Below are 17899 nucleotides of genomic sequence, written 5' to 3'. Positions count from 1 at the left end.
TGACATGGTGAGTGTCGAGAAAGCCGCGACGGAAGGCATCACGCCTTCGGGCGGTCTGAGGCGGGACGTCGGCCTGATCGGCCTGATGTGGGCCTCGGTGGGGTCGATCATCGGCTCCGGCTGGCTGTACGGCGCCCAGAAGGCCGTCGTGCAGGCCGGTCCCGCGGCGACCATCTCGTGGGTGGTCGGTGCGATAGCGATCGTGTTGCTGGCGCTGGTGCACGCCGAACTCGGCGGCATGTTCCCGGTGGCGGGCGGTACGGCCCGGTATCCGCACTACGCCTTCGGCGGACTCGCCGGCATGTCCTTTGGCTGGTTCTCCTGGCTGCAGGCGGCGACCGTGGCCCCGATCGAGGTCGAGGCCATGATCGGTTACGCCGGTCACTGGAGGTGGGCCCAGCATCTCCAGCACCTCGACGGCACCCTGACCGCGAGCGGCCTGCTGGTGGCAGTCGTGCTCATGGCTCTGTTCGTCGGCATCAACTTCTTCGGCGTGCGGGTGCTCGCGCACACCAACAGCGCCGCCACCTGGTGGAAGATCGCCGTGCCGCTGGCCGCGATCTTCATCATCGCCATCGGCAACTTCCATCCGGCCAACTTCCACTCGGAGGGCTTTGCTCCCTTCGGTGCCAAGGGCGTGCTCGCCGCGATCAGCACCAGCGGGATCATCTTCGCTCTGCTCGGTTTCGAGCAGGCCATCCAGCTGGCGGGCGAGAGCCGCAACCCCAAGCGGGACCTGCCGCGCGCCACGCTCGGCTCGGTCGCGATCGGCGCCGTCATCTACGTCCTGCTCCAGGTGGTGTTCATCGCCGCGCTGCCGCACAGCACGTTCGCGCACGGTTGGGCGCACCTCCACTACAAGGGCATAGAAGGCCCGTGGGCCGGCCTCGCCACCCTGGTGGGCCTCGGCTGGCTGGCCTGGATCCTCTACCTGGACGCGATCATCTCCCCCGGCGGCACCGGCCTCATCTACACCACGGCCACCTCCCGGGTCTCCTTCGGCCTCGCGAAGAACGGCTACGCGCCGAAGATCTTCGCCCGGACCGACGCCCGTGGTGTGCCGTGGTTCGGCCTCACCATGTCCTTCGTGACCGGTGTGATCTGCTTCCTGCCGTTCCCGAGCTGGCAGCAGCTGGTCAGCTTCATCACCTCGGCGAGCGTGCTGATGTACGCCGGTGCGCCGCTGGCGTACGGCGTCTTCGCCGACCGGCTGCCGCACCACGAGCGGCCGTACCGGCTGCCCTTCGGCAAGGCGATCTCCCCGCTGTCGTTCGTGGTGGCCAACCTGATCATCTACTGGTCGGGCTGGGACACCCTGTGGCGACTGGCTATCGCGATCGTGCTCGGCTACCTGCTGCTCGGCGGCTACGCCTGGTACGCCCACAGCAAGAACCTTCCGGACGCGCCCCGGCTGGACTTCCGGGCCGCGCAGTGGCTGCCCGTCTACCTGGTGGGGTTGGGACTGATCTCCTGGCAGGGCGGTTTCGGCGGCCAGGGTCATATCGCGCTGTGGTGGGACATCTTGGTCATCGCCGTCTTCTCGGTCGGCATCTACTACTGGGCCAAGGCGACCGCCTCCCCCGCCCAGGACATCGAGCGCAGCATCGACGAGGTCGTGGTCACTGACGCCCCGGCGCACTGAGCCCGCCCGACGTCCGTGTCCCGTCAGCCACGGCGGCCCTGCCGCGGCTGACGGGACACCGTCATAATGCGGGGGTGATTCCTCACTCCCCTTCCGAAGAACGCCGTACGGTCGTCGTCGTGGGCGCCGGACCCGCGGGGCTGACCGTCGGGAACATCCTTCGGGCCGCCGCCGTCGACTGCGTGGTCCTGGAGACCGAGAGCCGGCAGTTCATCGAGACCCGGCCCAGGGCCGGGGTCATCGAGGAATGGGCGGTCCGCGGCCTCCAGCAGCGCGGTCTGGCCGACACCCTGCTGGCCCGGGCACAGGTGCACAGCGAGTGCGAGTTCCGCTTCGCCGGCGAGCGCTTCCGGTTCGACTACAGTGAGTTGACGGACCATCATCACTACGTCTATCCGCAGCCGTTGCTGGTGACGGACCTGGTGCGGGAGTACGCCGACGTCCGCGGCGGGGACATCAGGTTCGGGGTGCGGGACGTCGCGCTGCACGACCTGGGGACGGACCGGCCCGCGGTGTCGTACCTCGACCCCGGGACCGGTCAACGGCACGTCGTGCGCTGCGAGTTCGTCGCGGGCTGCGACGGGGCGCGCGGGGTGACCCGGGACGCGGTACCGGACGGGCGGATGCGGATCTCCCGGCAGGACTACGGCATCGGGTGGCTGGCGCTGCTCGCCGAGGGGCCGCCGTCCTCGGACTGTGTGCTGTTCGGCCTGCATCCGAACGGTTTCGCCGGGCACATGGCGCGCAGCTCCGAGGTCACCCGCTACTACCTGCAGTGCCCGCCGGGCGACGATCCGGAGAACTGGTCGCACGACCGGGTCTGGCACGAGTTGCGCGAACGGCTCGGCGCGACCGGGGCGCCGCCGCTCAACGAGGGGCGGCTGATCGAGAAGCGCGTGCTGGACATGCACAACTACGTGGTCGAGCCGCTGGTGTTCGGCCGCCTCTTCCTGGCCGGCGACGCCGGGCACCTGATCGCGCCGATCGCCGCCAAGGGCATGAACCTCGCCCTGCACGACGCCTTCCTGCTGGGCGACGCGCTCGCCGCGCACGTCACGAAGGGCGACGACGCCGGCCTGGACGGCTACTCCCACGCCTGTCTGCGCCGGGTCTGGGACTACCAGGAGTTCTCCTTGTTCCTGTCCGGCATCTACCACGGCACCGCGTCCGGAGATCCGTTCCTCGCGGGCACCACACTGGCCCGGCTGCGCAGGCTGTTCACCTCACGCACGGCGGCGACGGCCTTCGCCGAGCAGTACCTCGGTTCGGCCGCCGCGTTCTGACCCACGGCGGCGACCAGTGACCCGGACGAGGTGCTCGCCTGCCGGAGAAGCTCAACTCCTTTCTTCGCCAGGGACTTCGGCAGTAGCTGCGGGTGCGGCTGCGGCAGGGGCTTCGACTGCGGTCTCGGTGAGCCGGTGGTCCGCCACCTTCAGCGCCTCGTCGACCAGCCGACGCAGATGACCGTGGCGCAGCGAGTACACCACCCGGCGCCCCTCCTTGCGAGTGCCCACCAGGCCCGCGAGCCGCAGCCGGGCCAGATGCTGGCTGACGGCGGGCCGCGCGGCACCGCACACCTCCGTGAGCGTGGTGACGTCGGCCTCCCCCGCCGTCAGGGCGTGCAGCAGGGTCAGCCGGGTGCGGTCGCCGAGCAGCGCCAGGAGTTCGGCGGCGAGCGTGAACTGTTCCTCGCCCGGACTGTGCGGATGCGCATGATGCGCAGATGACAGGTGCATGCGTGCGCTCATACGCACATAATGGCGTCGAGGGCGTCGCATGTCCACGTCCCGCGCACCGGAGAGGGGAGCCGCATGAGCGACGGGCACCACCACGAGCACGCACCCGCGGACGACCGGCACCACCCTGAGCACGCGCACGCCCACGACCGGCAGCATCACGAGCAGGCGCACGCCCACGACCCTCATGGCGGGCGCGGTCCCGGTCACTCCCACTCGTCGCGAGGGGGTCTCCGCCACCGGCTCGGTCATCTGCTCACACCCCACTCCCACGAGACGGCCGACAAGCTCGACCCCGCTCTGGAGGCCTCGGCGCGGGGGATGCGGGCCCTCTGGGTCTCGCTGGCCGTGCTCGGGGTGACGGCGCTCGCGCAGGCGGTCGTCGTGGTGCTGTCAGGCTCCGTCGCCCTGCTCGGCGACACCGTGCACAACGCCGCCGACGCGCTGACCGCCGTACCGCTCGGCATCGCCTTCGTGCTGGGGCGGCGCGCGGCGAACCGCCGCTTCACCTACGGCTACGGGCGGGCCGAGGATCTCGCCGGGATCGCGATCGTGCTGACGATCGCCGCATCGGCCGCCTTCGCCGCCTGGACCGCGGTCGACCGGCTGCTGGAGCCGCGGTCAGTCACCCACGTTGCGGCGGTCGCGGTGGCCGCGCTGGTCGGCTTCGCCGGGAACGAGTGGGTGGCCCGGTACCGGATCCGGGCGGGCCGGGAGATCGGCTCGGCGGCGCTGGTGGCCGACGGGCTGCATGCCCGTACCGACGGATTCACCTCGCTGGCCGTGCTGTTGGGGGCGGGCGGCGCGGCCCTGGGCTGGCAACTCGCCGACCCGCTGGTGGGGTTGGCGATCACCGCCGCGATCGCGCTGGTGCTGCGGGACGCGGCCCGTGAGGTGTTCCGGCGCGTGATGGACGCCGTGGACCCGGAGTTGGTGGACCGGGCGGAGCGGGCGTTGCGCGAGGTGCCGGGGGTGCGGGCGGTCGGTGAGCTGCGGCTGCGGTGGATCGGGCACCGGCTGCGGGCCGAGGTCGCGGTCGTGGTCGACGGCGAGGCGACCGTACGGCAGGCGCACGCGGTCGCGGTCGAGGCCGAACATGCGCTGCTGCACGCCGTACCCAGGCTGACGGCGGCCCTGGTGCACGCCGACCCGGCACCCGTGCCCGGCGAGAAGGACCCACACCTGGCACTGGCGCACCACGCGACCGCGCCGTTCTAGACGCCCAGGCCCTCCAGGACCACCGCGCCCGGCAGCTGGGCGAACGCCTTGCCGGGGACCAGGAGTTTGCCGCGGCGGCGGCCGCTGCCGACCAGGACCCAGGGCAGGTCGACGACGGCCGAGTCCACCAACAGGGGCCAGTCGCGCGGGAGTCCGATCGGGGTGATGCCGCCGTACTCCATGCGGGTCTCCCCGGTCGCGGTGTCCATCGAGGCGAACGAGGCCTTGCGGGCACCGAGTTGACGGCGTACGACACCGTTGACGTCGACCTTGGTGGTGGACAGGGCCAGACAGGCGGCCAGTGTCGTCTCGCCGCCGCGCTTGCCCGCCACCACCACGCAGTTGGCCGACCGCTCCAGCAGGTCTCGCCCGTAGTGCTCGACGAAGGTCGCGGTGTCCGCCCAGCGCGGGTCGGTCTCCACATAGACGATCTGGTCGGCGGGGACGGCGCCGCTCCAGCGGCGGACGGCGTCGGCGACCGGCGCGGTCAGCTCGTCGAGGCAGTCGGGGGCGGGAGCTGCGGTGTCGAAGTCTCCGATGGGTGCGCGCATGTCCGCACGCTAACAGCCCGGTCCGGGGCGGTTCAGGGCACGGGCGGGACGGAGACGGTCATCACCATGTCCATGGGCACGTCCCCGGTGTTGCCGTACACATGGGCCGTATTGGCCTCGAAGGAAGCGCTGGCGCCCGTCGGCACGCGGTACTCGACCCCGTCGACGGTCAGGGTCAGTTCACCGGCGGTGACATGCACGATCTCCACAGTGCCGGCCGGGTGGGGCTCCGACGGGCTGCTCTCGCCCGGCATCAGACGCCAGTCCCACATCTCCAGTGGGCCGGGCGCCTCGGTGCCGGCGAGGAGGCGGTTGTAGCTGCCGGCCTCGGTGTGCCACATCCGTACGGCCTTGTCGACGGGGACGATCTGGACCCTGGGGCCCTGCTCGTAGTCCAGCAGGGTGGTGATACTGATGCCGAGTGCGTCGCCGATCTTGACGACCGTGCCGATGCTCGGGTTGGTGCGGGCCTGCTCGATCTGGATGAGCATGCCACGGCTGACCCCGGCCCGGGCCGCGAGCACGTCCAGGGTGAAGCCGCGCACCGAGCGCCAGTGCTTGACGTTGCGGGCCAGGGACTGGGTCAGCAGGTCGAGGTCCGACACGTTCCGTCCATCGTCGAGAGCATTGCGGTCTAATATTCTGAATGACAGAGTTCAACTAAGTAAACTACGGTGGGATGTACCTGATCGTTCACCGAACTGTACTGCGAGGCGGCCCGTGACAGCATTCTTCGCCCTGACCACCAGTTTCCTGTGGGGACTGGCCGACTTCGGGGGCGGGCTGCTGACGCGACGCGCCCCGGCGCTCACCGTGGTCGTCGTGTCGCAGGGCATCGCGGCGGCGGTCCTCGGCGTGATCGTGGTCGCCACCGGCGGCTGGAGCGAGGCCGGGCCCCGGCTCTGGTTCGCGTTCGCGGCGGGCCTGGTCGGGCCGATCGCGCTGTTCTCCTTCTACAAGGCCCTCGCCCAGGGCCCGATGGGCGTGGTCTCCCCGCTGGCCACGCTGAGCGTCGCCGTCCCGGTCGGTGTCGGACTGATACTCGGCGAGCGCCCCGGACTGCTCCAGGTCGCGGGGATCGCGGTCGCCGTCAGCGGGGTCGTCCTCGCAGGCGGCCCGCAGCTGCGCGGCGCGCCCGTCCAGCGCCGCACGATTCTGCTCACCCTGGCCGCGGCGGTCGGATTCGGCACGGTGTTCGCGCTGATCACGGAGGCGTCCACCACGGTCACCGGCCTGTTTCTGGCCCTCTTCGTGCAGCGGCTGACCAGCGTCGTGACGGGTGGCGCGGCCCTGTGGCTGTCCGCGCGGCAGGGCACGCCCGCACTGCCGGAGGGCGGCTTCGACTGGTCCACACTCCCGGCGCTGGGCTTCGTCGGTCTCGCCGACGTCGCCGCCAACGGGACGTACTCGGTCGCCGCCCAGCACGGCCCGGTCACCGTCGCCGCGGTGCTCGCCTCGCTCTATCCGGTGGTCACCGCGCTCGCGGCCCGCGGTTTCCTCAGTGAGCGGCTACGGGCCGTCCAGGCGGCGGGAGCGGGGCTGGCGCTGGTGGGGACGCTGCTGCTCGCCACCGGCTGAGTCAGCCCTCGGCCTCCAGCGCGGCGAGCCTCGCCACACTCTCCTCGTCCAGTTCCGCCAGCGCCCGCAGTTGCTGCGGGGTCGTGCCCTCCGGTATCGGAACCGGTGCGGGCGTGCGCAGCGGCGGCTGCCATCCTCTGTCGGGGGTCCAGCGTCGTACGACCCGGGCGGGCGCGCCGGCCACCACGGCGTGGTCGGGCACCGTGCCCCGGACCACCGCACCGGCGGCCACCACCACGTTCCGGCCGATCCGCGCGCCCGGCAGGATCACCGCGCCGGTGCCGACCCAGCAGCCCGGGCCGATCTCCACGGGCTCCATGCGCGGCCACTGTTTGCCGATCGGCTCGTGCGGGTCGTCGTAGGAGTGGTTGGTGGAGGTGACGTAGACGTACGGGCCGAAATAGCAGTCACTGCCGATGGTGACCGTGGTGTCGGCGATGACATGGCTGCCGCGGCCCAGGACCACGCCGTCGCCGATGCGCAGGATCGGGTCCGGGCCGAGGTCGAGGTCGGGCATCAGGCCCGCGGTGAGGGTGACCTGTTCGCCGACGATGCAGTGGGCGCCGAGGTGGATCCACGGTTCGCCGAAGACCGTGCCCAGCGGGAAGGCGAGGCGGGTGGCCTCGCCGATCGCGCCGAAGTGGAAGCGGCCGGGGCGGTCGGCGGTGACGGAGCCCGTGCGCTGGACCCGGGCCCAGAGCGCGTGCACCGCCCGCTGGGCGAGGCGGCGGCGCCAGGACGAGAACGTGTTCTTGGGCTTCGGCACGGGGTCACGGTACTCAGCGGGGGGCGCCGGCAAGAGGGTGGGCTGCTGTGATCTTCGCCCCAGGCCGTGGGCTAGGTTGCCGTGGACATCGATGACGACGGGAGACCGTGATGACGCAGAAGGCGCTGATCGTGGGGATCGGCGGGCGCGAGCCGAAGATCGAGGACGATGTGTTCGTGGCGCCGACCGCCTCGGTGATCGGGGACGTGACCCTGAAGGGCGGGGCGAGCGTCTGGTACGGCGCGGTGGTGCGGGGTGATGTCGAGAAGATCACCGTGGGGGCGCGGGCGAATGTGCAGGACAACGCGACGCTGCACGCCGACCCGGGGTTTCCGGTGAATGTGGGTGAGCGGGTGTCCATCGGGCACAACGCGGTGGTGCACGGGGCGACCGTCGAGGACGACTGCCTCATCGGGATGGGGGCGACTGTGCTGAACGGGGCCGTGATCGGGGCGGGGTCGCTGGTCGCCGCGCAGGCGTTGGTGCCCCAGGGGATGGTGGTGCCGGCGGGGTCACTGGTCGCCGGGGTGCCGGCGAAGGTCAAGCGGAGTCTTTCCGAGGAGGAGCTTCAGGGGGTGACCCTCAACGGGACCTTGTACGCGGAGTTGGCGAAGGCGCATCGCGGGGTGCACGAATAGGTGGCCCGGCGGGTGCGGGTGGGTGGGGGCTTGGCTTGTCGCGCCCACGCTGCGGAGCCGCACATTGATACAGCCCCGCGCCCCTAGGGAGTTCTACTCCCCGGTGCCGACAGGTTCCGTTTCCTTCGGCTGAGCTTTCTTCGCCTTGCGCCTGATGATCAGCATGGACGTGAGGCCCAGCAGGACCGCCGCCACCAGCCCCAGGTACGAGAACCTCTTCAGCCAGTTCTCCGCGACGATCCCGACGTAGTAGATCACCGCCGTCGTGCCGCCCGCCCAGCAGATGCCGCCCAGCAGGTTCGCCGTCAGGAACTTCCAGTACGGCATGTGGAGGACGCCCGCCAGCGGGCCCGCGAAGATGCGGAGGAGGGCGATGAAGCGGCCGAAGAACACCGCCCACATGCCCCACTTCTCGAAGGAGCGCTCGGCGGTCGCGACATGGCCCTCGCTGAAGTGTCTCGGGAACTTCCTGCCCAGCCAGGCCAGCAGCGGGCGGCCGCCCTTGCGGCCGATCGCGTAGCCGATGGAGTCGCCGATGACCGCGCCGGCCGTCGCGCAGGCGCCGAGGACGACCGGGTTGACGCCCGAGTGCTGGGAGGAGAGCAGCGCGGCGGAGACCAGGACGATCTCGCCCGGCAGCGGGATGCCCAGGCTCTCCAGTCCGATGACCAGTGCCACCACGGCGTAGACGGCGACCGCCGGCACCGAGTCGAGCCATTCCTGGACGTGCACCGCCGGATCCTTCCCTGTCGCCTACTGCTTCCCAGGAAGGCTACCGGGTCGGCCGGGCACCGCCGCGCCCGCGGCACCCGCCCGACCCCCGGCCTTCGGCTTTCGGACATCCGGGGGTCATACGGGACGGGAAGGCTCCCTAGGGGTCCCGCTCGCCTGCGGTCCCGCTCGCCTGCGGCTCCCCACCGCGGCCCGCCGTGGAAGGACAACGTCCCCGTGTCCTCACTGTCCTCACTGTCCTCACTGTCCCCGCTCCGCTCCGACGCGCCCGTACGTCCACTGCAGACGCCCTCGATGGCCGGCCGGCCGCTCCGGCTCGCCCTGGCTCTGTCCCCGCTGCTCATCGCGGCGGTGTGGGGGCTGACCAACCAGTCGCTGCTGTCCGAGGGTGTCAGCCGACTCGCGCACGCGGAGCCCGGGTGGCTGCTGGCCGGGGGCGGTTTCACCTGCCTGACCTGGGTGGTGGCCTCCTGCATGCGGCAGGGTGCCGTACCCGACCGGTTGCCGCCGGGACTGCTGCTGGCCTCGCAGTTCGCTGCCGGGGCCGCGAACCACGCGCTGCCCGGCGGGCTGGGCGCGCACGCCGTCACCGTGCGCTTCCTGCGCGCCCGGGACATCGCCCTGGACCGGGCCACCGCCTCGATCGCCCTGTATTCGGTGGCCAAGTCGGGTGCGAAGACGGTCGTGCTGATCGTGTTCCTGCTGTCCTCGTCCGCCTGGCGGCGGCTGGGCGAGCTGGTCCCGGACGGTGTGGTGCTGATCGCGGTCGCCGCCGTGATCACCCTGGTGGTCGTGGCGATGATCGTTGTACGACCGCTGCGGCGGCCGATCAGCGGGCTGGTGCGGTGTGCGCTCACCGACGCCCGGACGGTGCACGCGCGGCCCTCCCGGGTGCTGGCCCTGTGGGGTGGGGCGACGGCGATGCCGCTGGTGCAGGCGAGTGTGCTGGCCTGCACCGGAGAGGCGCTCGGACTCGGGCTGTCGTGGGCGGACGTGATCCTCGCGTATCTGGCGGCGGGCACCGCGGGCGGAGCCGTACCGGCGCCCGGCGGGATCGCGGTGGACGCGGCGCTGGTGTTCACGCTGGCCGCGTTCGGCTCCCCGGTCGCGGTGGCCACCGCGACCGTGATCGGCTACCGCGTCCTGACCGACTGGGTGCCGCTGCTGCCGGGCGCGCTGGTGCTGTCGGCGATGATCCGCGCGAAGGTCCTCTGACTCAGTCGCGTCCGGCTCAGTCGCGGCGGGCGACGACACGGTAGGCGTTGGAGACGCGCAGGCGGTGCGAGAGCGGCCGTACGGCGAAGCGGTCCACGAGCGTGCCGGCGATCAGGGCCGGGATGCCGGCGAGGAGCAGGGCGGCGCGTGCCGTCTTCCGCGGGGCGCCCGGCGGGCGGGGCAGCCAGGGGGCGTCCTCGCGCGGGGCGGTGTGGTCCAGGGCCAGCCAGACGGCGGCCAGCAGGTCGACGGGGTCGTGCGCCTCGGCGTGCTGTTCGGCGACCACCGTGAAGCCCAGCTCGGTGAGGCGAGCGCGGAGGTTGGCGACCGGGATGAAGTGCAGGTGCTGCGGCTGGAGCCAGGGCAGCCACCAGCGGCCGAGGAGGCGGGCGTAGCGGCTCTCGGGGTCGGGGACCTCGATGAGGAGGTGGCCGCCGGGGCGTACCGTCTGGTGGGCGGCGCGGAGTTCACTGTCGGGGTCGGTGCTGTGCTCCAGGTAGTGGAACATGCTGACCACGTCGTAGCGGGCGCTGAGGTCGGGGGCCAGCTCGGGGAAGGCGCCCCGGTAGGCGCGGTCCACACGGCCCTCGCGGGCGGCCAGCTCGACGCCGTCGGTGAAGTCGAGGCCGTCGAAGGCGGTGCCGGGCAGGATCTCGCGGGCGGCCTCGCAGAAGTGGCCGTGTCCGGTGCCGACGTCGAGCCAGTTCCTGGGGGTGGCGTCGTGCCGAGCACGCTTCCCGCCCCGCTCATGACACCCGTCACCGCGGCCGGCACGGCCTCCAGGACATCGCCGGCCGTTCCGGCGAGCGATCCGTCGGGCTCGTCCGGCTCGGCCGGCTCGGCCGGTACTACCGGTACGACCGGGACGGGACCGTCCTGGGAGCCGATCTGCGCGACCCGTGTGCTGTATTGCTCCCGTGGACTCCCGGGCGCCCCCTGCGGATCCTCCGGAACCGGCGCCGGCGCGGGTACTGCCGACCGCTCGTCCTGCTTCGGCCCGGGTGGCGCGGAGTGCGTGGCCTCCGGCGTCCGCACCTCGACGGCGCCGCCCGACGCCAGGTCCCACCGCTGCTCGAACGATTCGCTCCGCCGGGCCACGACCACGCGCGTGGCGTCCGCGGCCAGCGCGAGGTCCTTGTCCCAGCGCAGCAGGAGTTCACCGCGCACCGTCAGGTCGTACGACACCTCGCCCGCGTGCACCAGGCAACCGGAGACCACGACACTGTGCCCGCCCGGGTCGGCGGCCAGACACAGGGTGGGGTCAAGCGCGCTGCGCAGCAGGCCGTCGTCATGGTATGACCACTGCTGGGACCCGGCGTCCGAACACCGGCCGAGCCGCAGTTCCGCGTCCGCCCGCACCCGGCCGCCGCGCACGTCCAGGCAGAGCCCGGCGTCAAGGCTGCGCAGTCTGCCGTGGGCGATCTCGACGGGCTCGCCCGCGGAGGCCGGGAAGGTGGCGGCGGGCGGTTTCTCGCCGGGGCCGGGCCGGGTGGTGCTCGCGCTGGGGGCTCCCCAGGTGGTGGCGCCCGGGTGTGGGACACCGTTGTCGTCGGACCAGCCCTTGGCCACGAGCACGGTGGCGAGCAGCGCGAGGGAGACCAGGCCGACGCCGGCCACCACGGCCTTGCGCCGTCCACCCTCGGACATCGTGCGGTGCCGGCCGCCGGCCACCGCCGTACGCGCGGGTTCGGCACCGGCCGGCCAGGCCTCGACGGCGCCGTGGCCGGGGCGCGCGTCGAGATAGCGGCGGGCGCCCCAGCCGAGCACGGTCTCGGCGAGCAGGACCTCCAGTCCGCCGTCGAAATGGCTGAGCTGTTCGGCGGCGTGCCGGCAGAACCGGCACTCCGTCAGGTGCTGTTGCACATCGGGGAGCAGAGAGCCGCCCCGGCGAATGGGGACGTCGAGGAGACGGTTGTAGAAGCGGCATTCCTTCGAAGGGGCGAGTTCCCGGTGGGCGCGCACCAGGCCGACCCGGAATTGTTCACGGGCCTGGTCGAGGGCGGCCGCCGCGGTAGCGAAGTCGACGCCCAACAGACCGGCGGGTATGTTTATGGGTTCGGCTTCGACCTCGGTGTGCCAGAGGAGGCATTGCGAGGCTCCGGGAAGAGCCTGGAAAGCACGTTCTGCGAGTTGCCGTCTTTCCGGGGTCCCCGGTCTTGCGGCGCCGAGTCCCCGGCCGCCGGTGGTTTTGCGCAGTTCCGGTACGGCCACGGAAATGACCTCGTCGGCGGCCCATGCGCGGACCGTCTCCCGTACGGCCACCAGGAGCTGCGGACGCAGGGCGCCGCCGACCGCGCCCCCGGCCAGCCGGCCGAGTACCCGCTCGAAGGCGGCGCTGGCGACCAACTGCGCGGCAGGGGTGGCGGAGGCGAGGCAGACGACCGCGTAGTCACAGGCGGCGCGCCAGTGCCGGGTGAGCAGCAGGGCGACGGCATGATGCCTGGCCGCGGGGGTTCCGGTGAGCTGGGCGACGAGATTGCGGTCGGATTCCGCCGGGGTCGAACCGGGGCGAGGCGGGTAAGGCGGGCGTGGGGGGTAGGGGGATTGCACTGAACCATTTCCTTCCGAGCCGCAGGACGGCATGCGAAATGGCGCCCTGACGGAATGCAGTGCCTGATTGGTGCGTACCTTTAGGGCCCATAAGGACCGGCCTAACGGCCATACCGGCCTCTGAACCCTCCCGCGGGGAGGCTCACCTTCGCACACGCGCCTCACAGGAAACAAGAAGTGGGGTGACCCAAGTTCAAAGTTCCGAGAATTCAGATAAGTTACCGTCGGTATCCACAACCGGATTGGATTCAGCGGGCGCACAGGTTCAACTTGTGCGCGGTGCGGGCCCGGTGACACACAAAACCTCCAACTCCCGGGCGGCCGCGGTCCAAGGCTGCGGAACGCGGCCTTCCACAGCCGTCTCCCACGTTTCTCTCGGCCTGTTCTCATGCCGGCGGGCCAGCATGTGCCGCATGACCGCCCCCCATACCTCGCCCGCCCTCACGTCCCGCCGGTCGGTGCGCAAGGCCGTCGTCCCGGCCGCCCGACTCGGCACCCGGTTCCTGCCCGCCACCAAGGCGACCCCGAAGGAGATGCTGCCGGTCGTCGACAAGCCGGCGATCCAGTACGTCGTCGAGGAGGCCGCAAAGGCCGGGCTCGACGACATCCTGATGGTCACCGGCCGACACGAGCGGGCCATCGAGGACCACTTCGACAACGCCCTCGAACTGGAGCAGGCGCTGGCCGCCAAGGGTGACACCGTGCGCCTGGACTCCTTACGCGATCCCACGCGGCTCGCCGACATCCACCACATCCGCCAGGGCGACCCGCTCGGCCTCGGCCACGCGGTGCTGTGCGCGAAGCACCACGTGGGCGTCCAGCCCTTCGCGGTGCTCCTCGGCGACGACCTGATCGACGCGCGCGAGACCTGCTCAGCCGGATGCTGGACGTCCGCGACCGCTTCGAGGGCAGTGTGGTGGCGCTGATGGAGGTCGACCCGTCACAGGTCCACCTCTACCGCTGTGCGGCCGTCGAGCCCACCGGCGAGGACGGCGTGGTGCGAGTGACCGGGCTGGTGGAGAAGCCGTCCCTGCAGAACGCTCCCAGCAATTACGCGGTCATCGCCCGCTATGTCCTCGACCCGGAGGTGTTCGGCGCGCTGGAGCGGACCGCACCCGGCCGGTGCGGGGCGGCGAGATCCAGCTGACCGAAGCACTGCAGGTGCTGGCGGCGGGCGGCACGGTGCACGGGGTCGTCTTCGGCGGGCTGCGCTACGACACCGGCGACAAGGCCGACTATCTGCGCACGGTGGTCCGGCTCGCCTGCGAACGCCCCGATCTGGGGCCCGAGTTCACGGCATGGCTGAAGGAGTTCGTGGCGGCACTGGACATGGACGGGGCCGCACAGGACGAGCGCCGCGCCGCCTGAACGGCCCCCTGTGAAGGACGGGGTGAGGGTCCGGCAGCCCTCTCACCCCGCCCGGCGTTCCCGGGGGCGGTCAGCCGTTGGGACGCAGGGTCCAGACGACGGTCATCTCGCCCGTGACCGCGCCGTCCTCGCGCGTGATGGCGACGGCGACCGGGAACTCGGGGCGCTTGCCCTCGTCGAGCTCGGCGACGACGTCGGCGATCGGGCGGCCCAGGGTCGCGGTCGCCTTGACCGGGCCGAGAGCCACCTTCTTGTAGGCGATCTCGGCGCTGACGGCGAGCGGCACGGCCCGGGAGAGCTGGTCGCCGAAGGCGGCGAGGACGATCGCGCCGCTCGCCGACTCGGCGAGGGTGAACATCGCGCCCGCGTGCGGCCCGCCGATGTGGTTGTGGAAGTCGCCCTGGTCCGGCAGGGACAGCACGGCCCGCTCCGGAGTCGTTTCCAGGTACTCCAGGTTGAGGGTCCGCACCATCGGGACCGTGGCGGCGAGCATCTCGCCGATCGACATCTGGTCTGTGCTCATGACGGTCATGTTACTAACGAGTAGCAGGGCCTGACCAGAGCCGGTGCGGTGATCGTTGTTGTCGTGGCGGCCCACGTGGCTCGGACGACGGCCTGGTGTCGTGCGGCCAGGGGTGTACCGCGTCCTGGGCGGCACTAGGGTTACGTGCCATGTGGCCAGAACAGCAGCCGCCAGGGGGCGAGCAGTACCCGGGGAACAACCCATATCAGCAACCGGGTTATCAGCAGCCGAATCCGTACCAGCAGCCGGGCTACCAGCAGCATCCGCAGCCGGGCGGGTATGGACAGCAGCCGCAGTGGGGTCCGCAGGGACCCGCCGGCGCGCCGCGGGCACCGCAGGGCGGGGGCGGCGGCAACCGGACGAAACTGGTCGCGATCGTCGCGGCCACGGCCGTCGTCGTGGCGGCCGGAGTGACCGGGTTCCTGGTGCTGGGCGGCAAGAAGGACGACAAGGCGGACAGCGGGAAGGACCAGCGGGCGACCCAGTCCCCGACGCCGTCGCCGACCGTCTCCACGTCCGCCTCCACCTCGACGGACGACAACCCGCGCGGTGACGAGACCGAGAAGCCGACGGTTGCGGGCTGGAAGACCGTCGTGAACCCCAAGCGGGGCACGGCCTTCGACGTGCCGGCCGATTGGGAGGTCCTGTCCCCCGGCACGTCCATCGGCTTCGAGGACAAGGACGCCAAACCGATCATCACCATGTCCGGGGCCGCCCAGTACAAGTCGAAGTGGTGCACGAGCGACGACGACAAGGACGGCAGGACCGAGGACACGGCCCTCGCGGCGGTCGGCACCAAGGGCGAGAGCGGCGCGAAGAGCGGGGGTGACGCGGCCGTCAGGGAGGTCCCCTGGTGGGTGTACGGCGGCTACACGCAGCCCGACAAGAAAAGCATCACCTACGACAAGAAGGCCACCGCCTACACCACCGCGTCGGGCCTCAAGGGCGCCTACGCCTGGGCGCGTTCGGCGAACACCCCGCAGAGGGGCAAGTGCGCGAGCGACGGCAAGGCGATCACGTTCGGCTTCCAGAACTCGGCCGGCGACCTGGTGTCCTGGGACTTCTACGGCGCCAAGGGCGTCAACGGCGAGGTCCCCACGGCCACGATCATGAAGATCCTCAGCACGGTCCGGCTGCACGGCACCCCGACCCAGAGCTGACCGGATCAGGGGGCCTGAGGCCCACCGAAACGGTTTGGCAAGCCGGACCCCCGGCAGGGATAGTCAGGCGGTGACCTCCACCTCCGACGCCCCCGGCACCTCCGCCCGCCTGCGCAGACCCGGCTGGGCAGGCCGCAACTACAGCCTGCTGACCGCAGCGGCGGTCGTGACGAGCCTGGGCGCCAACGGCTCGCTGATCGCCGCCGCGTTCGCGGTGCTGGAGGCGGGGGGCGACGGCGGCGACGTCGGCCTGGTGGCCGCCGCCCGGACTCTTCCGCTGGTGCTGTTCCTGCTCATCGGCGGCGCGGTGGCCGACCGGTTCCCCCGTCACCGTGTGATGGTCGCGGCCAACGCCCTCAACTTCCTCTCCCAGGGTGCCTTCGCCTTCCTGGTGCTCGCGGGTGAGCCCCGCCTGTGGCAGATGATGCTGCTCACGGCGCTGGGCGGCACGGGCCAGGCGTTCTTCAGCCCGGCGGCCGAGGGCATGCTGATGTCCTCGGTGAGCGGGGAACAGGCGGGCCGCGCCTTCGCCGTGTTCCGGATCGCGATGCAGGGTGCGGCCCTCGGCGGCGCGGCCCTCGGCGGTGCGCTGGTGGCCGCGGTGGGCCCCGGCTGGGTCCTGGCGGTGGACGCGGCCGCGTTCGCCGTCGCCGGAGCACTGCGCTCGTTCCTCGACGTCAGCCACATCCCGCCGCGCGCCCCTGGCGAGGGGATGCTGGCCGACCTCCGGGAGGGCTGGCGGGAGTTCGCGGGGCGTCCCTGGCTGTGGGGCATCGTCGTCCAGTTCTCGGTCGCGAACGCGGTGGTGGGCGCCGCCGACGCGGTCTACGGCCCGCTCGTCGCCCGCGACAGCCTGGGCGGCCCAGGCCCGTGGGGCCTGGCTCTGGGTGCCTTCGGCGCGGGCACGGTGGCCGGCGCCCTGCTGATGACCCGCTGGAAACCCCGCCGGCTGCTGTTCGTCGGCACCCTCTGCGTCTTCCCGCTCGCTCTCCCCTCGGCGGCGCTGGCGGTGCCCGTCCCGGTGGGAGTCCTCTACGTGGTGATGTTCGCGGCCGGGACCACGGTCGAGGTCTTCGGCGTCTCCTGGATGACCGCGCTGCACCAGGAGATACCCGAGGAGAAGCTCTCCCGGGTCGCGGCGTACGACTGGTTCGGCTCCGTCTCCCTGCTTCCGCTGGCGACGGCGCTGGCGGGCCCCGCGGAGGATGCCTTCGGCCGGAGTCCGGCGCTGTGGGGCTGCGCGGTAATGGTCGTCGCCGTCACGGCCGCGGTCCTCCTGGTGCCGGACGTCCGCAACCTCACCCGCCGCTCGGTCCCGGTCACCGCGCGGCCGACGCCGGTGTCACCCGATGCCGAACGCTCCGCCCGGGGGCTCGGGTGACGGCACGGCGCCCGCGTCCCCGACCGGCCGGGCCCCGCCGACGAACCTCCGCAGCGAGGGCCCGTGTTCGACCCGCGCCGGAAAGGCGTCGGCGGCCGTACGCCGGGCCAGCCCGCCGGTGTCGATGGGCCGGTGCGAGGCGATGAGCACCGCGTTCCCGAACCGCCGCCCGCGCAGCACCCCCGGCTCGGCGATGACCGCCAGCTCCTCGAACACGGCGGCGAACGTGGCGAGTTGAGAGCGCAGGAAGTCGAAGGGGGCGGAGTCCGCGAGATTGGCCAGGTAGACCCCGTCGTCCCGCAGTACCCGCTCGGCCTCCCGCGCATAGCCCAGCGAGGTCAGATGCGCGGGGATCCGGGACCCTCCGAAGACATCGGCGACCAGCACATCGGCCGAGTCCCCGGGAGCGCCCTCCAGCCAGCCCCGTGCGTCGGCGGCGTGCAGGGCGATCCCGGTGTGGTCCGGCAGCGGCAGATGCTCGGTGACCAGGTCCAGCAGCCCCCGGTCGGCGTCCACGACGTCCTGCCGGGACCCCGGCCGGGTCGCCGCCACATACCGGGGCAGCGTGAGGGCGCCCCCACCGAGATGCAGCACGTCCAGGGGCGCACCGGTCTCCGCCACGGCGTCCAGCGCATACCCGAGCCGCCGGGCGTACTCGAACTCCAGATGCGTCGGCGCGTCGAGATCGACGTACGACTGGGGCGCCCCGTCGACGGTCAGCAGCCAGGCCCGCTCCCGGTCGACGTCGGGCATGAGCTTGGCGGTGCCGTGATCGGTGACCCGGACGACGGGTATGGCTTCGTTCACGGCACCATTCTCCCGCCTCCACAAGGAGGGTGGC

The 17899-nt window shown here is 71.8% G+C and carries 16 protein-coding genes and 3 pseudogenes; 10 read left to right on the top strand and 9 right to left on the bottom strand.

The annotated features are described in order from the left end of the window. Positions 1 to 4 precede the first annotated feature (4 nt). Together ABZ396_RS27755 and ABZ396_RS27750 are read left to right on the top strand one after the other, a co-directional pair. The gene (locus tag ABZ396_RS27755) at positions 5 to 1642 is read left to right on the top strand and encodes an APC family permease (RefSeq protein ID WP_358923808.1); all 1638 of its coding nucleotides are present in this window, start codon (positions 5 to 7) and stop codon (positions 1640 to 1642) included. A 74-nt stretch (positions 1643 to 1716) separates the two neighbouring features. Continuing rightward, on the top strand, positions 1717 to 2925 hold the full coding sequence (locus tag ABZ396_RS27750; RefSeq protein WP_358923810.1) for a 4-hydroxybenzoate 3-monooxygenase: 1209 nt from the start codon (positions 1717 to 1719) through the stop codon (positions 2923 to 2925). Positions 2926 to 2976: 51 nt separating this feature from the next. Here ABZ396_RS27750 and ABZ396_RS27745 read toward each other — a convergent pair whose 3' ends face one another. Further along, on the bottom strand, positions 2977 to 3390 hold the full coding sequence (locus ABZ396_RS27745) for a metalloregulator ArsR/SmtB family transcription factor (protein WP_358923811.1): 414 nt from the start codon (positions 3388 to 3390) through the stop codon (positions 2977 to 2979). Positions 3391 to 3453: 63 nt separating this feature from the next. Between ABZ396_RS27745 and ABZ396_RS27740 the strand changes: the two genes are divergently transcribed. Further along, entirely contained in the window at positions 3454 to 4596 is a 1143-nt protein-coding gene (locus ABZ396_RS27740; RefSeq protein ID WP_358923813.1) for a cation diffusion facilitator family transporter, read from the top strand. Here the strand turns inward: ABZ396_RS27740 and ABZ396_RS27735 are convergent. Continuing rightward, positions 4593 to 5147: a YbaK/EbsC family protein gene (locus ABZ396_RS27735; protein WP_358923815.1), complete on the bottom strand. Its 555-nt coding sequence runs from the start codon at positions 5145 to 5147 to the stop codon at positions 4593 to 4595. The two genes, ABZ396_RS27740 and ABZ396_RS27735, sit on opposite strands and share 4 nt — an antisense overlap. A 32-nt stretch (positions 5148 to 5179) precedes the next feature. Further along, the gene (locus ABZ396_RS27730; RefSeq protein WP_358923817.1) at positions 5180 to 5752 is read right to left on the bottom strand and encodes a helix-turn-helix domain-containing protein; all 573 of its coding nucleotides are present in this window, start codon (positions 5750 to 5752) and stop codon (positions 5180 to 5182) included. Positions 5753 to 5867: 115 nt separating this feature from the next. Between ABZ396_RS27730 and ABZ396_RS27725 the strand changes: the two genes are divergently transcribed. Then, positions 5868 to 6725, top strand: a complete 858-nt coding sequence (locus ABZ396_RS27725) for a DMT family transporter (protein WP_358923819.1) — start codon at positions 5868 to 5870, stop codon at positions 6723 to 6725. Position 6726: 1 nt separating this feature from the next. Here ABZ396_RS27725 and ABZ396_RS27720 read toward each other — a convergent pair whose 3' ends face one another. Continuing rightward, a complete protein-coding gene (locus ABZ396_RS27720; protein WP_358923821.1) occupies positions 6727 to 7491 on the bottom strand; it encodes an acyltransferase in 765 nt (254 codons plus the stop codon). A gap of 110 nt (positions 7492 to 7601) precedes the next feature. On the opposite strand from ABZ396_RS27720, the gene ABZ396_RS27715 reads away from it, so the two are divergent. Continuing rightward, the gene (locus tag ABZ396_RS27715; protein WP_358923823.1) at positions 7602 to 8129 is read left to right on the top strand and encodes a gamma carbonic anhydrase family protein; all 528 of its coding nucleotides are present in this window, start codon (positions 7602 to 7604) and stop codon (positions 8127 to 8129) included. Positions 8130 to 8222: 93 nt separating this feature from the next. Here ABZ396_RS27715 and ABZ396_RS27710 read toward each other — a convergent pair whose 3' ends face one another. Next, on the bottom strand, positions 8223 to 8861 hold the full coding sequence (locus ABZ396_RS27710) for a DedA family protein (protein WP_358923825.1): 639 nt from the start codon (positions 8859 to 8861) through the stop codon (positions 8223 to 8225). Between the two features lie 216 nt (positions 8862 to 9077). Here ABZ396_RS27710 and ABZ396_RS27705 point away from each other — a divergent pair, with 216 nt between their 5' ends. Continuing rightward, on the top strand, positions 9078 to 10076 hold the full coding sequence (locus ABZ396_RS27705) for a lysylphosphatidylglycerol synthase transmembrane domain-containing protein (protein WP_358923827.1): 999 nt from the start codon (positions 9078 to 9080) through the stop codon (positions 10074 to 10076). A gap of 16 nt (positions 10077 to 10092) precedes the next feature. On the opposite strand, the pseudogene ABZ396_RS27700 reads toward ABZ396_RS27705, so the two are convergent. Together ABZ396_RS27700 and ABZ396_RS27695 are read right to left on the bottom strand one after the other, a co-directional pair. Further along, positions 10093 to 10788, bottom strand: a pseudogene (locus ABZ396_RS27700) (class I SAM-dependent methyltransferase); the annotation flags it as partial. A 410-nt stretch (positions 10789 to 11198) separates the two neighbouring features. Further along, positions 11199 to 11723: pseudogene (locus tag ABZ396_RS27695) on the bottom strand (ricin-type beta-trefoil lectin domain protein); the annotation flags it as partial. On the opposite strand from ABZ396_RS27695, the gene ABZ396_RS27690 reads away from it, so the two are divergent. Together ABZ396_RS27690 and ABZ396_RS27685 are read left to right on the top strand one after the other, a co-directional pair. Beyond that, a complete protein-coding gene (locus tag ABZ396_RS27690) occupies positions 11607 to 12629 on the top strand; it encodes a hypothetical protein (protein WP_358923829.1) in 1023 nt (340 codons plus the stop codon). The pseudogene ABZ396_RS27695 and the gene ABZ396_RS27690 overlap by 117 nt on opposite strands. A 401-nt stretch (positions 12630 to 13030) precedes the next feature. After that, positions 13031 to 13994, top strand: a pseudogene (locus tag ABZ396_RS27685) (UTP--glucose-1-phosphate uridylyltransferase). A gap of 70 nt (positions 13995 to 14064) precedes the next feature. Here ABZ396_RS27685 and ABZ396_RS27680 read toward each other — a convergent pair. Further along, positions 14065 to 14502 (bottom strand): DUF4442 domain-containing protein, encoded by a 438-nt coding sequence (locus ABZ396_RS27680; RefSeq protein WP_089105668.1) that lies wholly within the window; start codon positions 14500 to 14502, stop codon positions 14065 to 14067. 164 nt (positions 14503 to 14666) lie between these two features. On the opposite strand from ABZ396_RS27680, the gene ABZ396_RS27675 reads away from it, so the two are divergent. Together ABZ396_RS27675 and ABZ396_RS27670 are read left to right on the top strand one after the other, a co-directional pair. Further along, positions 14667 to 15677, top strand: coding sequence for a hypothetical protein (locus ABZ396_RS27675; protein WP_358923831.1), 1011 nt, complete (start codon positions 14667 to 14669; stop codon positions 15675 to 15677). Between the two features lie 70 nt (positions 15678 to 15747). Beyond that, positions 15748 to 17058, top strand: a complete 1311-nt coding sequence (locus ABZ396_RS27670; RefSeq protein ID WP_358923833.1) for an MFS transporter — start codon at positions 15748 to 15750, stop codon at positions 17056 to 17058. On the opposite strand, the gene ABZ396_RS27665 is transcribed toward ABZ396_RS27670, so the two are convergent. Beyond that, the gene (locus ABZ396_RS27665) at positions 17020 to 17865 is read right to left on the bottom strand and encodes a fused MFS/spermidine synthase (protein WP_358923835.1); all 846 of its coding nucleotides are present in this window, start codon (positions 17863 to 17865) and stop codon (positions 17020 to 17022) included. The two genes, ABZ396_RS27670 and ABZ396_RS27665, sit on opposite strands and share 39 nt — an antisense overlap. Positions 17866 to 17899: the final 34 nt, after the last annotated feature.

The sequence above is a fragment of the Streptomyces sp. NPDC005866 genome, assembly GCF_040629895.1.
Classification (GTDB): domain Bacteria; phylum Actinomycetota; class Actinomycetes; order Streptomycetales; family Streptomycetaceae; genus Streptomyces.
This window is presented reverse-complemented; position numbering and strand designations above follow the sequence as displayed.